We start from the raw sequence: 14581 nt of genomic DNA on the forward strand, positions 1-14581 counted from the left end.
GAGTACTCCCTGGTGAAACGTAAGTGGAGACAATGCGGACGGCCGGCCTCACCCTCCCGGGCGGGCCGGCCACGACCGGAGTTTGGCGATCAGGCGCCGGTGAATTCCGCCACCGCCGCGCGCATCAGGCGGTCGGCTTCGGCGATCTGTTCGTCCGTCACCACCAGGGCGGGCGCCAGGCGCACGACGTCCGGGCCGGCGATCAGCAGCATCAGGCCCAGCTTCTCGCACAGCTTGGTGTAGTCCTTCGAACGGCCCTTGACGCCTTCGGCCATCGGCAGGCCGATGAGCAGACCCATGCCGCGCGGCTGGCCGAACACCTGCGGATGATCCGCCGCCAGTTGCTGCAGATTGGCCATGATCTTGGCGCTGGCTTCCTTGACGCGGCCCAGGAAGGCTGGCTGGTTGATCAGCTCGAGGACCTTGAGGCCAACGCTCGAGGCCAGCGGGTTGCCGCCGTAGGTGGTGCCGTGGGTGCCGACCGCCAGGTACTGGGCGATCTCGGTGGTGGTCAGCATGGCGCCGATCGGATAGCCGTTGCCCAGCGCCTTGGCCGAGGTCAGCACGTCCGGCACCACGCCCATCTGCTCGTAGGCGAACAGGGTGCCGCAGCGGCCCATGCCCGACTGCACTTCATCGAACACCAGCAGCGCGCCGGTCTTGTCGCAGAACTCGCGCAGCGCCTTCAGGTAGTCGGGATTGCCCGGGATGACGCCGCCCTCGCCCTGGATCGGCTCGACGATCACGGCGGCGACGTCGTCGGTGATGGCGGCGCGCGCCGCTTCGATGTCGTTGTACGGGATGTGGGAAAGGTCTTGCGGCAGCGGCTCGAAGCCTTCGGTGTACTTCGGCTGGCCGCCGACCGAGACGGTGAACAGGGTGCGGCCGTGGAACGACGACAGGCAGGACACGATGCGCGACTTGTGCGGACCGAACTTGCCGTGCGCGTACTTACGTGCCAATTTGAGGGCCGCTTCGTTGGCTTCGGCGCCCGAGTTGCAGAAGAATGCGCGTTCGGCAAAGGTGGCCTGGATCAGGGCCGAGGCCAGGCGCAGCACCGGCTCGTTGGTGTAGCCATTGCCGATATGCCACAGGGTGTTGAGCTGTTTGGTCAGCGCTTCGTTCACTTCCGGATTGGCGTGGCCCAGGGCGGTGACGGCGATGCCCGAGGTGAAGTCGAGGTAATGCTTGCCTTCCTGGTCCCACAGGTCGAGGCCCGACGCGCGCACCGGTACCATCGCGGCCGGGGCGTAGGTAGGGACCAGGACCTCGTCAAAAGTCTGACGGCTAACCGGCAGCGTGGCGATACCCGAATCAAGCTTTGCGTTCATGGCTTCTTTTCCTCATCCAATCAATGTGGGTGGTGCGGGATGGAATCACCGCATGATCGGCCCATTATAGAAACGCTTCCTGACAACTTCTTTTAGAAGTGCGACAGGCATTTTCATTTTTGGACGACTGGGTAAGGCCCAGCCTTGCCCAGTCGTCCCCGCGAAGGCGTGGACCTAAGTTTGCTTGCGCCATGGCTGCGTTAAATAGCATCGGCGATGCATGCAAACTTAGGTTCCCGCCTCCGCGGGAACGACGTGCTGGGGCAGCAGGGCAAGAGGGTGAGTGCCTACTGCGCCAGCTTGCGTTGGCGCTCCTCGCGCGGCGTATTCCCAAACAGCGCGCCAAATGCCGTCGAGAAATGCGAGCCGGAGGAAAAGCCGCACATCAACCCCACCTGCACGATCGAGTGATTGGTGTCGAGCAGCAATTGGCGCGCACGGCGCAGGCGCAGTTCGAGGTAGTAGCGCGACGGCAGGCTGCCCAGGTATTGCTTGAACAGGCGTTCCAGCTGGCGCCGCGAGATGCCGGCCAGCTGGGCGATCTCGTCGGTCGAGAGCGGCTCTTCGATATTCGCCTCCATCAGCGCCACCGCCTCGGACAGCTTGGGCTGCAGGGCGCCGAAGCGGGCCTGCAGCGCCACCCGCTGGCGCTCGTCCGGACCGCGCACGCGGTCGATGCACAGGGTTTCCTTCACTTGCGCCTGGACCGTGGCGCCAAACAGCAGCTCGACCAGCCGCAGGGCGAAGTCGATGCTGGCCGCGCCGCCGCAGCATGTGAGGCGGTTGGCGTCGACCTCGTACAAATGGGGGGTGAGCAGGGCCTGCTCGGCCTGGGCGTTCACGTCCGGATACAGGGCCCAGGGCAAGGCGGTGCGCACGCCATGCAGGACGCCGGCGTCGGCCAGCCACAGCACGCCGGCCCCCACCCCGCCCCAGTACGGCGCGGCGCGGCAACGCTCGATCAGCGCGCGCAGGTTGGCCGGCCGCAGGGCGGCCTCGGCCTCATCGGCCACCAGCAGCACCAGGTGCCAGTGGCGCCCGGGATCGCTCATGAATTTGTCGGGGCCGCGCACGTCGACGTGCAGGCGGTCCGGCCCCAGCACCTTGGCCGCCAGGCGCAGCGGCTGATACAGCCCGGACCAGGTTAGCGCATCGGGCTCGCCGGCGTTCACCAGCAGGATGCGCAGCGGGCGCTCCTGCGCCAGCAGGGACAGGTCAGGCTGCATCGCGGCGGGTGAGGGATGCCATGGCTGCAGAAGGGGACGCGCGACGGACGTGATGAAAGGACATGGTCGTCTATCATACCGGAGTTCAATCGGCGCGTTTCGCGCCAGCCATGCCTCCGGCAGAATCTTGCGTGGCGGGCAACGTAAGGCGCGGCGGACGGCTATAATCCCCGCCCATGGGGGAACGATATCTAAAAAGCGTCCGGCTGCTGGCCGAGTGCATGCAGGGCTTCGAGCGCGTCTCGGGCGATGCGGTGCGCCAGAACGGGTTGACGCATGCGCAGTTCGATATCATCGCCACGCTGGGCAATACCACCGGCATGAGCTACAAGGAACTGGGCGAACGTACCCTGATCACCAAGGGCACCCTGACCGGCGTCATCGAACGCCTGGAACAAAAAGGCCTGGTGCTGCGCGAGCGCAGCTGCGACGACAAGCGATCGTTCTTCGTGCGCCTGACGCCTGCCGGCGATCAAGTGTTCTGCGATGTGTTCCCGAAAGTGATTGCACGTGGAAAAGAATTATTCACCGCCTACAGCGATGCCGACTTCGCCGTGCTCGAAGACGCGCTCGGCCTGCTGCGCGAGCGCATCCGCGCCAATGGCGCCTGCGCCCGGCATGACGGCAGCGACGATGGCGACCGCCCCACTCCCTCCCTATTCCACCTGAAGGAAACGCCTTGAAAACCTCTCTTATCGACGGCAAGAAGCCACCCCATTTCGACAAGCACATCATCGGCAACATCCTGCTCGACGTCGCTCCACTGGAAGAAGTGCGCGATGAACCGATGCTGATCGGCGTGCGCAACGAAGCCGGCGAGATCTATCGCCTCATCGGCGCCGCCAAACTTAACAGCTACATGAACGCGGTCGAGGAACTGCTCGATCTCGGCCTGGTCGACGAGCTCGAAAACCTCGAAGAACAGAAGGAAGGCTGCGACGCCATCTTCAGCGAAGAGTAAGAGCCCGGAGGCCGCAGCGCCATTGAAATCGATACCACAGGGCAATATTTTTACAAGCAGGGTGTTGTGTTAGGGGTATAATTTTTTCATGGACCAAGTCTCCGCACTCGACAGCATCGCCGCCGAAGCCAGCCGCGGCGAACTTGCCTTCCCCACCAGCGTCTCCGCCTCGCTGACCCTGCAGCGGGCGCTAGGCGAACCCGACTGCCATATCGACGCCGCCGCCCGCCTGGTGCAGGCCGAGCCGCTGCTGGCGGCGCGCACGGTCGCGATCGCCAACTCGGTGGCCTATAACCGCAGCGGCAACGACGTCACCAATGTGCGCGCGGCGGTCCAGCGCGTGGGCTTTCGCACCCTGGGCGCCCTGGCGACCTCGGTCATCGTGCGCCAGCTGGCCAGCGAAATCCGCGACCCGGGCCTGCGCCACAAGGCCGACCAGCTGTGGGCCCACTCGGCCCACGTGGCCGCGCTGGCCCAGGTGATCGCGCGCCGCGTGTCCTTCGTCGATCCCGAAACAGCGCTGTTCGCTGGCATCGTGCACGAGGTCGGCGGCTTCTACCTGCTGTCGCGCGCCGAAGCCCTGCCCGGCCTGCTGGACGACAATCTCGATGCCTGGCTCGACCATGGCGAAGCGGCCATCGGCCGCGGCGTGCTGCACAAGCTGGGCGTCCCAGCCCCGGTGATGGACGCGATCGAGGCGCTGTGGGTTGGCATGCGCGCGCTGCCGCCCGAAACCCTGGGCGACACCCTGCTGCTGGCCAATGACCTGGCGCCCTTGCCATCACCCCTGTTCGCGCCGCCCGGCGCCACTACCCATGCCGCAGCGGCCACCATCGACTTCGTGTTCGGCGAAGGCACGCTCAAGGGCGTGCTGGAAGAATCGGGCGAGGAAGTGAAGAGCCTGACGTCGGCCCTGATGTAAGCATCCCACAAAAAAAAACGCCCGCTCGGTAAGGAGCGGGCCAAGTCCAAAACTAGGGATGTCCTGAAAGAGACAGCTTCATCTTATGCTCTCGGCGTAGCGCACTCCGTACGTTCACGCACACTGGCCATCACTCTTTTCGCTTCTCCTGTTCCGGGCCATTGCCGGCCCAGCCGTGCATTTCCCATCCTCGCTTTCTGCTAAGGTCGTTCTGCCAGGACGCGACTGCAGAGCGCGTCCGGCGCAATCACGCTCTGGAGGACATCCCATGAAAATCAGCCTGAACGACCAGGTGGCGCTCGTGACCGGCGGCGACTCCGGCATCGGCCGCGCGATCAGCATCGCCTTCGCCGCGGCCGGCGCCAAGGTGGTGGTCAACTACAACAGCAGCAAAGAGAAGGCGGACGAGGTCGTGCAAGCGATCGAGCAGGCCGGCGGCCACGCGCTCGCGGTCCAGTGTGACGTGTCCAGCGAAGACGACGTCGCGCGCCTGTTCGACGCCACCGACAAGGCTTTCGGCGGCCTCGACATCCTGGTCGCCAATGCCGGCATGCAAAAGGATGCCGGCATCGCCGAGATGTCGCTGGATGACTGGAAAGCCGTGCTCGACGTCAACCTGACCGGCCAGTTCCTGTGCGCTCGCGCCGCAGTGAAGCGCTTTCGCCAACAGGGCAACCGCGGCCGCATGCGCGCCAACGGCGTCATCCTATGCATGAGCTCGGTCCACGAAACCATCCCCTGGGCCGGCCACGTCAACTATGCCGCGTCGAAGGGCGGCATCGGCATGTTCATGCGCTCGCTGGCCCAGGAAGTCGCGCAGGAGCGCATCCGCGTCAACGGCATCGCCCCCGGCGCCATCCGCACCCCGATCAACGAAGACGCCACCGAAGGCGAGGCGGGCAAGAAGTTGCTTGAGCTGATTCCGTATAAACGCATCGGCGAGACCGACGACGTGGCCAACCTAGCGCTGTTCATGGCGTCCGACCTGGCCGACTACATGACCGGCACCACGGTCTATGTCGACGGCGGCATGTCGCTCTACCCAGGATTTGAAGACAATGGCTGAACCAAACGCAACCCGCCCACCGCGCCCGATCGGCGACCACGGCGCCATTGGCAATATGGCCACGATCGCCCTCGTGGCGCTCGATGGCGCCATCGACTTCTTGTGCTGGCCCGACTTCGACAGTCCCAGCATCTTCGCCGCCCTGCTCGACCCCGAACAGGGCGGCCACTTCACCATCGCACCCGAGGACGGGGACATGCGCGTGGTGCAGACCTATGTACCCGACACCAATGTGCTGCTCACGCAGTGGATGGGCGAAACGGCCAACGTCGAGATCATCGATTTCATGGTCGGTCCCGAGGAACTCGGCCATGGTCCGGTGCGCCTGGTGCGCCGGGTGCGGGTCAGCAGCGGCGAGGCCCGCATCCGGATCGACTGCCAGCCGCGCTTCGACTATGCCCGCCAGCAGCCCGAAGTGACGGTGGGGCAGGACCACGCGCTGTTCGCGGCTCCCAACGCCCCGCGCCTGCGCCTGTCGGCGCCGGTGGAATTCGTGGCGACCGACGGCGGCGCCAGCGCTTCGGTCTTGCTGCACGATGGCGACGTGATGGATTTCGTGCTCGACGAGGATGGCGACTCGCGCCTCGATGCCGGCGCGCGCGACGCCCTGCTGGCCGAAGTCGTGCGGCGCTGGCAGGACTGGACCAGTCGCTCGACCTACAAGGGCCGCTGGCGCGAGGCGGTCAACCGCTCGGCGCTGGTGCTCAAGCTGATGACCTCGTGCCGCCACGGCTCGATGGTCGCGGCCGCGACCTTCGGCCTGCCCGAGGTATTGGGCGGTGAGCGCAACTGGGACTACCGCGCGACCTGGATCCGCGATGCCTCGTTCACCGTGTATGCGCTGATGCGGCTCGGCTACACCGACGAGGCCAAGGCGTTCACCCGCTGGGCGGCCGAACGGCCGAAGCACGACTCGACCGAGAGCCACCTGCGCATCATGTATGCGCTCGACGGCAGCCAGATCGGCGAGGAAATCGAACTCGACCACATGGCCGGGTATGCCGGTTCCAGGCCGGTACGCATCGGCAATGCCGCCGCGACCCAGCTCCAGCTCGACATCTTCGGCGCCCTGCTCGACGCCATCTACCTGAGCAACAAGTATGGCGAGGCGATTTCGCATGCCGACTGGGTGGGCGTGTGCGAGGTGGTCAACTATGTCTGCGACAACTGGCAGCGGCCCGACATCGGCATCTGGGAAGGCCGCGAGGAGCCGCGCGAACACCTGCATTCCCAGCTCATGTGCTGGGTGGCGGTCGACCGCGCGGTGCGCCTGGCCAGCAAGCGCTCGCTGCGGGCGCCATTCGAGCGATGGATCGCGGCGCGCAACGATATCTCCCGCTATATCTGGGACACGTTCTGGAACGAAGATCTCGGCCACTTCGTGCGCAGCAAGGGTTCGCGCGACCTGGACGGCGCGCTCCTGATGATGCCGCTGGTACGCTTCGTCGGCTCGACCGATCCGCAATGGCTGGCCACGCTGGACGCGATCGGGGAGCAGCTCGGCGACGATGCGCTGGTGCTGCGCTACGACCGCGACGACGGCCTCGAGGGCCAGGAAGGCGCGTTCGCGGCCTGCTCCTTCTGGTACGTCGAATGCCTGGCGCGCGCCGGCCGCATCGACCAGGCCCGCAACAATATGGAAAAGCTGCTCGCCTACGGCAACCATGTCCACCTGTATGCGGAAGAATTTACCAGCAAGGCCGAGCTGCTCGGCAACTTCCCGCAGGCCTTTACGCACCTGGCCCTGATCAGCGCCGCGACCTATCTCGATGCTGCGCTCGACGGCAAGATCAAGCATCCGTGGCAGCTATAGAAACCGCGGATAAAAAGGCGCTGTCATCGTTACCTGTTGATGACCCCGAATGCAATACGCAGCAATTGCTCGACAGAAGTGACTCGGCCGCCATCGAGCGCCCACTGCCAGCCCAGATAGTTTGGGAGCCAGCGCGACGCCACGCCATGGAAGCGCGCCAGCCATTCCTTGAATCGGCGGTGATAGGCATTGACGTTTTGAACGTGGATGGCGCCCTCGGCGCCGTTGCGGACGCGTTCGCCGGCACTAAGATTGACGGCCTGGTGGGCGATGTCATGGGCACGGGCGAAGGCGGGATAGGCGGCGTTGGCGTCGGTGACCAGCAGTGCCTGGGGATCGAGTTTTGGCAGCAAGTGCTTGACCAGCTGGGTCACTTTCAAGGGACCGCGTCCGGTGACGGCGTCGATGGTCTGGCCGCCGCGGTCGCGCGCCACCAGGATGCAGTCGAGATGATGCGAGATACCACGCAGGGCGGCCCTGCCGCCACGCTTGCGCGGCCGGCGATCGAGCTTGCGCGAACCTTTTTGCGATTCGAGCAGGAACATCTCATCGGCCTCGACGATGCCTAGCAGACGTTCAGGCCGGTCGTCCTTCACCCGGTCGAGAAAGCGGTGACGCCAGCGAAAGGGCGTGTTGGAGTGCACGCCGAGCCGCTTAGCTGCAGAGCGGACCGTGCGGGAATCGAGGACCGTGTCCAGATAATCGAGCCACTTGCCCTTGTGCCTGAGCCGCGCTAGTGGCGTACCGGTCAGGTCATTGAAAGTGCGGCCGCATGCGCAACAGCGAAAGCGTTGCAGGTCGTTAGCGTGACCATGCCGGTGGCAACGCTCGCAGCCGCAATCCGGGCAGCACCGCCCCTTTGACCGGATCTCGCCGATGAGAGCAACCACCCGGTCGAGCCCGGCAGCTGGATGCAGGGCGGCGAGCACCTGCTGACGCTGCGGCTGGTTCAGTTGAGGCAGCTGGGCGAACAGCTTCTCAAACTTCGGCGCTTTCATCGTGCGCTCCCGATCGATGACGACCAGGATTGGACCGCGGGTCAGCTCAGCAGTTCAATGCTCATCCATATCTAACGATGACAGCGCCTAAAAAAAACCCGCTCCGTTGCCGGGGCGGGCTGAAGTCCAAAACTAGGGATGTCCTGAAAGAGACGAGTCCATCTTACTTTTGGCCGGGCAGACGCTCGGTGCGCTGATTCACACTTTGACATGATTTTTTAACATGTCTATCATCGGCAATTATTTCGACTAGCGAAATAATCATGTGCCAACAGAGTCATTCCCATCAAATCCATTTGATCCCACACTGCTTCCATGGGTCGCGATTGACGCGCTCCATCAACCAACCAGGGATCAAGAACATGAAAATCCATCACCACCCGCTGTCCGGCCATTCCCACCGCGTCGTCCTGTTCGCTTCGCTCCTCGGCGTGCAGCATGAGCTGGTCGAAGTCGATCTCAAGGCCGGCGCCCACAAGAAGCCCGCCTTTCTCGCGCTGAACCCGTTTGGCCAGGTGCCGGTGCTGGAAGACGATGGCACGGTGATTGCCGATTCGAACGCCATCCTGGTCTATCTCGCTACCAAGGCCGGCCGTCACGACTGGCTCCCCGTGGACGCGGCCGGCGCCGCGGCTGTCCAGCGCTGGCTGTCGGTGGCTGCCGGCGAAGTCGCCAACGGTCCGGCGGCGGCGCGCCTGATCACCGTGTTCGGCGCCAAGTACCGTGCCGACGAAGTCATCGCCCGCGCCCACGCCCTGCTCGCCCGGCTCGAAAGCCACCTGGCCGGCGGCGACTGGCTGGCCGCCGACCATCCGACCATCGCCGACGTCGCGCTCTATAGCTATCTTGCGCGCGCGCCAGAAGGCAATGTCGACCTGTCCGGCTATCCCGCCGTGCAGGCCTTCCTGCGCCGCATCGAGGCCTTGCCGGGCTTCGTTCCATTCGTCCAGACGCCGGTCGGCCTGGCTGCCGCCGCGTAACGACGGCCCACGCAATTAGAGGAGACGACATGGCCGAACAACTGGAAAAGCTGCCCACCTGGCACGAAGGCGAAAAATTCATCCAGGCGAAATTGGGGGTGGTCGAGCGCATGGACATCGTCGGCCGGCGCGTGGTGCGGGATTTCATGCCCGACCAGCACCGCGACTTCTATGCCCAGCTGCCCTTCATCGTGCTGGGCAGCGTGGATGCCGGGGGCGATGCATGGGCAACTTTTCTTGAAGGCCGGCCTGGTTTCATGTCGTCGCCGACGCGCACCTCGCTCGACCTCGCCACCCGTGTGCACCCAGCCGACCCGGCCGCCGAAGGCATGCGCGATGGCGCGCCGGTGGGCCTCTTGGGCATGGAGATGCACACGCGGCGCCGCAACCGCATGAACGGCGTCCTGGCGCATACGGATGCCGGATTGCATATCGACGTCGACCAGAGCTTCGGCAACTGTCCGCGCTACATCCAGGTGCGCGAGTTCGCTTTCGAGCGCGAGCCAGGCACCCCGTTCACCGGCCAGGCCGAGCACCTGGCCGCGCTCGACCCGGAGGCGCGCGCGCTGATCGCAGGCGCCGACGCCTTCTTCGTCGCCTCCTATGCCGACCGCGCCGAAAGGCGCCAGGTCGACGTCTCGCACCGCGGCGGGAAAGCCGGCTTCGTGCGCATCGCCGACGACGGCACGCTCACGATTCCCGATTTCGACGGCAATCTGTTCTTCAATACGCTGGGCAATATCGTCGTCAACGGCAAGGCCGGGCTGCTGTTCGTCGACTTTGCCAGCGGCGATATGCTGCAGATGAGCGGCGATGCCGAAGTCGTGTTCGACTCGCCCGAGATCGCCGCCTTCCAGGGCGCCGAGCGGCTGTGGACGTTCAAGCCGCGCCGCATCGTGCGCCGGCGCGCCGGCCTGGCCCTGCGCTGGACCTTCCAGGACGGTGGCTGGTCGCCCAACTCGCTGATGACCGGCGACTGGCAGCAGGCCGGCGAGCGCCTGCGCGCGCTTGACTTCGCCAACCGCTGGCGCAGCCTGAAGGTGGCGCGCATCGTCGAGGAAAGCACGGCGATCCGCTCCTTCTACCTGGAACCGGACGACGGCGCCGGGCTGCTGCCGCACCTGCCGGGGCAGCACCTGCCGATCCGGGTCACCCTGCCCGGTGCCGACAAGCCGCTCATCCGTACCTATACCCTGTCGCACGCACCTTCCGATGGCGGCTATCGGATCAGCGTCAAGCGCGAGAGCCTGGTGTCGCGCTACCTGCATGAGCAGCTGCGCGAAGGCGACGTGCTCGAAACCCGCGCACCGGCCGGCGACTTCACGCTCGACATGGCGACCAGCCGGCCGGTGGTGCTGCTGGCCGGCGGCGTCGGCATTACGCCGATGCTGGCGATGCTGCGCCATATCGTCTACGAGGGGTTGCGCAAACAAAAGGTTCGCCCCACGACCCTGTTCTATGCCGCCCGCTCGAAGGCCGAGCGCGCCTTCGACGGCGAGCTGGCCGAACTGGTCGCCGCCGCCAAGGGCGCCGTCAAGCTGGTGCGCGTGCTGAGCGAACCGGACGAGGCCGGCGAGGGCCAGGACTACGAGGCCGCCGGCCGCATCGACATGGCGCTGCTCGGCCAATATCTCTCCTTTGGCGACTACGCGTTCTACCTGTGCGGCCCGCCGGCCTTCAGCCAGGCGATCTATGACGGGCTGCGCGGCTACGGCATCGCCGACAGCCGGATCCATGCCGAAGCCTTCGGGCCGGCCTCCCTGGCGCGCACGCCCGACTGCGCCGCCGTGGCGGCCCCCGCGCGGCTACCGCCAGCGACGACAACCGTACCGGTCATGTTCATGGATTCGCGCAAGGAAGCGCGCTGGACTCCCGGCAGCGGCACCCTGCTCGAGCTGGCCGAGGCGCGCGGACTGGAACCGGAATTCAGCTGCCGCGAAGGCACGTGCGGAACCTGCCGCACCAAGCTGCTCAAGGGAGCGGTGACCTATATCAAGGAGCCGGGCGCGAGCGTGGCGGACGACGAGGTGCTGGTCTGCTGCGCCGTGCCGGCGGCGCAGCCGGATGGCGACGGTGGGTTGCAGCTGGCCCTGTAAAGAGCGGCCGCGGGATGGCGAGACAAAAAAAACCCGCTTCGTTGCGGAAGCGGGTGAAGTCCAAAACTAGGGATGTCCTGAAAGAGACAGGTCCACTATAGGTGGGCCAGCCTGGGTACTCCGTGCGCTGCCACACACAACACTGTGAAATTCGTCGCGCAACCGCGTCACATCAAACAAAATGCCGCCGCGGCAAGGCCGGGGCGGCATTTTTCATGCGGAGCCGGTAGCTTAGACCACCGCGCCGTCGGTCTCGTCTTTTTCCTTGATCGGCTTGATCAGGTCTTCGCGCTTGACGCCCAGCCACATGGCCACGGCCGCCGCCACGAACACCGACGAGTACACGCCGAACAGGATGCCGATGGCCAGCGCGATCGCGAAGTAGTGCAGCGCGTAGCCGCCGAAGAACAGCATCGACATCACCATCATCAGCGTCGAGCCGTGGGTAATGATGGTACGCGAGATAGTACTGGTGATCGCGTGGTCGATGACTTCCGACGTCGACATCTTGCGCTGCTTGCGGAACATCTCGCGGATCCGGTCGAAGATGACGACCGATTCGTTGACCGAGTAGCCCAGCACCGCCAGCGTTGCCGCCAGCACCGTCAGCGAGAATTCCCACTGGAAGAAGGCGAAGAAGCCCAGGATGATGACCACGTCGTGCAGGTTGGCGACCACGGCGGCGACAGCGAATTTCCATTCGAAGCGGATCGCCAGGTAGATCATGATGCCGAGGATGGTCATGATCAGCGCGTTCATGCCGTTCTGGGCCAGCTCGTCGCCGACCGACGGGCCGACGAACTCGACCCGCTGCAGGCTGATCAGCTCTTCGCCGGACGCCTTGGCGCAGCTGGTGTGGTTGATCACCTCGCCTTTTTCGGTCGTGACCTGGCTCTGCTTCGGCGCACCGCCGTCGGCGGCGCAGATGGCGTTGAAGACGCGGGCCGAGGTGCCGGCCGCTTCCGCGCCTTCCAGGATCGGCAGGCGCAGCATGATGTCCTGGGCAGTGCCGAAGCTGGCCACCTCAGGGTGCGAATAGCCCATGCCGCGCAGCGTGTCGCGGATTTTTTCCTGGTTGGCCGCATGTGGATAGCGCAACTCCATCACGGTGCCGCCGGTGAACTCCACCGAGAAGTTCAGGCCTTTGCTGAACAGGAAGAACACCGCCAGCAAGAACGTAATCACCGAGATCGCATTGAGGATCAGGGCGTGGCGCATGAACGGGATGTCCCGTTTGATCTTGAAAAATTCCATGTCAGTCTCGAGTCCTTACTTCTTGGTGGGCGACATGCCCGGCTGCCAGACCGTGCCGATCGAAATCTTGGTCAGTTTCTTCTGGCGGCCGTACCACAGGTTGGCGAAACCACGGGCCACGACGACGGCCGAGAACATCGAGGTCAGGATGCCCAGGCAGTGCACCACGGCAAAGCCGCGCACCGGACCGGAACCGAAGATCAAGAGCGCCAGGCCGACGATCAGGGTGGTCACGTTGGAGTCGACGATGGTGTCCCAGGCGTGCTTGGAACCGGCCGCGATCGCCGCTTGCGGCGGCGCGCCGCCACGCAGCTCTTCGCGGATGCGCTCGTTGACCAGCACGTTGGAGTCGATCGCGACGCCCAGCGCCAGCGCGATTGCGGCGATGCCCGGCAGGGTCAGGGTAATGCCCAGGATCGACAGCAGGGCCAGCAGGAACAGCACGTTGGCCGCCAGCGCCAGCGCCGAGAACACGCCGAACAGATGGTAGTAGACGATCATGAAGACCGCGATCGCCACGAAGCCCCAGATGGTCGAGTGCAGTCCGCGTTCGATGTTCTCGGCGCCCAGCTGCGGGCCGATCACGCGTTCCTCGACGAATTCCATCGGCGCCGACAGCGCGCCCGAGCGCAGCAGCAGGGCCAGCTCGTTGGCGTCCTGCGAGGTGCCCATATTGGTGATCTGGAAGGTCGAACCGAGCTCGCTCTGGATGGTCGGCGCCGACAGGACGTTGTACACGCCCTTTTCTTTCAGCAGGATCGCCATGCGCTTGCCGACGTTGTCGCGGGTGGCCTGGCGGATGCGGCGGCCGCCGTCGCCGTTCAGGTCGAGCGAGACGGCCGGCTGCTGGTTCTGGTCGAAGCTGGCGGTGGCGCTGGCGATGTATTCGCCGGTCAGGATGATGTCGCGCGACAGCACGACCGGGGCGCCGCGGCCTTCGGTGAACAGTTCGGAATTGAGCGGGATGGCGGCCGACAGCTCGGTGCCCGGGGTCACGGTCGAATCGACCATGCGCAACTCGAGGGTCGCGGTGCGGCCGATGATGTCCTTGGCGCGCGCCACGTCCTGCACGCCCGGCAGCTGGACCACGATGCGATCGGCGCCCTGCTGCTGGATGATCGGCTCGGTGGTGCCCAGCTCATTGATACGCTTGGACAGGGTCACGATGTTCTGCTTGACGCCGTCTTCGACACTTTGCTTGATCGCGTCGGGCTTGAGGCTGACGACCAGCTTCTGGTCGGCGCCGTCGGCGGCTTCGGCGAAATTCAGTTCGTTCGAGCGGGTGGTCAGCACTTTGCGTGCGGCGGCGCGGGTCGCTGCGTCGCGGAAGCGCACTTCGATGGTGTCGCCCACGCGTTCGATGCCGGCATGGCGCACGTTCTCGTCGCGCAGGTTGCTGCGCACGCTGGCCTGCAGCGCCTTGACCTTGTTCTCGACGACCGCCTTGGTGTCGACCTGCAGCAGGAAGTGCACGCCGCCGCGCAAGTCCAGGCCGAGGCTCATCGGACCGGCGCCGATTTTTTCCATCCAGGCCGGGGTATTGGTGACCAGGTTGACGGTGACGATGTAATCGGGGTTGGCCGGGTCGCGGTTCAATTCGCGTTCCAGGGCCAGCTTGGCCTTGAACTGCTCTTCAGTGCCGGCGAAGCGCGCGCGCACCGAGGTGCTGTGGCCCGTGCCTTCGAGGCTGACGCCGGTGGAAGGAATGCCGGCACGCTTGAGCGCATCCTCGACCAGGGTGGTGGAGGCGCTGGTGATGTTCAGGGTCGAACGGCCCGATGTCACCTGCAACGCCGGCGTTTCGCCGAAGTAGTTAGGCGCCGTGTACAACGCGCCTAGCAACAGCGCGATGACGATCATTAGGTATTTCCAGACGGGATAGCGGTTCATAGTGTTCCGGCATTCAGGTTGGCAGTGCGGCACGAGGCCGCACA

General features: G+C 65.2%; 12 protein-coding genes. 7 read left to right on the plus strand and 5 right to left on the minus strand.

Translation table 11 applies throughout. The features are described 5' to 3' along the window. Positions 1 to 89: 89 nt before the first annotated feature. A complete protein-coding gene (locus FVD38_RS15975; protein ID WP_147935722.1) occupies positions 90 to 1331 on the minus strand; it encodes an acetylornithine/succinyldiaminopimelate transaminase in 1242 nt (413 codons plus the stop codon). A gap of 287 nt (positions 1332 to 1618) precedes the next feature. Further along, complete coding sequence (locus tag FVD38_RS15980) at positions 1619 to 2557, minus strand: GlxA family transcriptional regulator (protein WP_147935723.1); 939 nt, start codon at positions 2555 to 2557, stop codon at positions 1619 to 1621. A 176-nt stretch (positions 2558 to 2733) separates the two neighbouring features. Between FVD38_RS15980 and FVD38_RS15985 the strand changes: the two genes are divergently transcribed. The 5 genes from FVD38_RS15985 (at position 2734) to FVD38_RS16005 (ending at position 7319) form a co-directional block, all read left to right on the plus strand. Beyond that, on the plus strand, positions 2734 to 3240 hold the full coding sequence (locus tag FVD38_RS15985; RefSeq protein ID WP_123067774.1) for a MarR family winged helix-turn-helix transcriptional regulator: 507 nt from the start codon (positions 2734 to 2736) through the stop codon (positions 3238 to 3240). Beyond that, on the plus strand, positions 3237 to 3518 hold the full coding sequence (locus FVD38_RS15990) for a hypothetical protein (RefSeq protein ID WP_147935724.1): 282 nt from the start codon (positions 3237 to 3239) through the stop codon (positions 3516 to 3518). The genes FVD38_RS15985 and FVD38_RS15990 overlap by 4 nt, the downstream gene beginning before the upstream one ends. A gap of 88 nt (positions 3519 to 3606) precedes the next feature. After that, complete coding sequence (locus FVD38_RS15995) at positions 3607 to 4440, plus strand: HDOD domain-containing protein (protein ID WP_147935725.1); 834 nt, start codon at positions 3607 to 3609, stop codon at positions 4438 to 4440. 268 nt (positions 4441 to 4708) lie between these two features. Beyond that, a complete protein-coding gene (locus FVD38_RS16000) occupies positions 4709 to 5506 on the plus strand; it encodes an SDR family oxidoreductase (RefSeq protein WP_147935726.1) in 798 nt (265 codons plus the stop codon). Further along, entirely contained in the window at positions 5499 to 7319 is a 1821-nt protein-coding gene (locus FVD38_RS16005) for a glycoside hydrolase family 15 protein (RefSeq protein WP_147935727.1), read from the plus strand. The genes FVD38_RS16000 and FVD38_RS16005 overlap by 8 nt, the downstream gene beginning before the upstream one ends. Positions 7320 to 7348: 29 nt before the next feature. Here the strand turns inward: FVD38_RS16005 and FVD38_RS16010 are convergent, their stop codons facing one another. Beyond that, positions 7349 to 8317: an IS1595 family transposase gene (locus FVD38_RS16010; protein ID WP_147935728.1), complete on the minus strand. Its 969-nt coding sequence runs from the start codon at positions 8315 to 8317 to the stop codon at positions 7349 to 7351. A gap of 362 nt (positions 8318 to 8679) precedes the next feature. Between FVD38_RS16010 and FVD38_RS16015 the strand changes: the two genes are divergently transcribed. Next, positions 8680 to 9297, plus strand: coding sequence for a glutathione S-transferase family protein (locus FVD38_RS16015; RefSeq protein ID WP_147935729.1), 618 nt, complete (start codon positions 8680 to 8682; stop codon positions 9295 to 9297). 29 nt (positions 9298 to 9326) lie between these two features. Continuing rightward, positions 9327 to 11393 (plus strand): 2Fe-2S iron-sulfur cluster-binding protein, encoded by a 2067-nt coding sequence (locus FVD38_RS16020; protein WP_147935730.1) that lies wholly within the window; start codon positions 9327 to 9329, stop codon positions 11391 to 11393. A gap of 231 nt (positions 11394 to 11624) precedes the next feature. On the opposite strand, the gene secF is transcribed toward FVD38_RS16020, so the two are convergent. Continuing rightward, a complete protein-coding gene (gene secF / locus FVD38_RS16025) occupies positions 11625 to 12647 on the minus strand; it encodes a protein translocase subunit SecF (protein WP_123070223.1) in 1023 nt (340 codons plus the stop codon). A gap of 15 nt (positions 12648 to 12662) precedes the next feature. Then, positions 12663 to 14537 (minus strand): protein translocase subunit SecD, encoded by a 1875-nt coding sequence (gene secD, locus FVD38_RS16030; RefSeq protein ID WP_147935731.1) that lies wholly within the window; start codon positions 14535 to 14537, stop codon positions 12663 to 12665. Positions 14538 to 14581: the final 44 nt, after the last annotated feature.

Source organism: Massilia arenae (assembly GCF_008014745.1).
In the GTDB taxonomy this organism is placed as follows: Bacteria; Pseudomonadota; Gammaproteobacteria; order Burkholderiales; family Burkholderiaceae_D; genus Telluria; species Telluria arenae.

Excerpts from the sequence above, each read along its gene's own strand:
- FVD38_RS15975 (WP_147935722.1), bottom strand. The coding sequence starts at position 1,331 with ATGAACGCAAAGCTTGATTCGGGTATCGCCACGCTGCCGGTTAGCCGT.
- FVD38_RS16005 (WP_147935727.1), top strand. The coding sequence starts at position 5,499 with ATGGCTGAACCAAACGCAACCCGCCCACCGCGCCCGATCGGCGACCAC.
- secD (WP_147935731.1), bottom strand. The coding sequence starts at position 14,537 with ATGAACCGCTATCCCGTCTGGAAATACCTAATGATCGTCATCGCGCTG.
- secF (WP_123070223.1), bottom strand. The coding sequence starts at position 12,647 with ATGGAATTTTTCAAGATCAAACGGGACATCCCGTTCATGCGCCACGCC.
- FVD38_RS16010 (WP_147935728.1), bottom strand. The coding sequence starts at position 8,317 with ATGAAAGCGCCGAAGTTTGAGAAGCTGTTCGCCCAGCTGCCTCAACTG.
- FVD38_RS16020 (WP_147935730.1), top strand. The coding sequence starts at position 9,327 with ATGGCCGAACAACTGGAAAAGCTGCCCACCTGGCACGAAGGCGAAAAA.
- FVD38_RS15995 (WP_147935725.1), top strand. The coding sequence starts at position 3,607 with ATGGACCAAGTCTCCGCACTCGACAGCATCGCCGCCGAAGCCAGCCGC.
- FVD38_RS15985 (WP_123067774.1), top strand. The coding sequence starts at position 2,734 with ATGGGGGAACGATATCTAAAAAGCGTCCGGCTGCTGGCCGAGTGCATG.
- FVD38_RS15980 (WP_147935723.1), bottom strand. The coding sequence starts at position 2,557 with ATGCAGCCTGACCTGTCCCTGCTGGCGCAGGAGCGCCCGCTGCGCATC.
- FVD38_RS16000 (WP_147935726.1), top strand. The coding sequence starts at position 4,709 with ATGAAAATCAGCCTGAACGACCAGGTGGCGCTCGTGACCGGCGGCGAC.
- FVD38_RS16015 (WP_147935729.1), top strand. The coding sequence starts at position 8,680 with ATGAAAATCCATCACCACCCGCTGTCCGGCCATTCCCACCGCGTCGTC.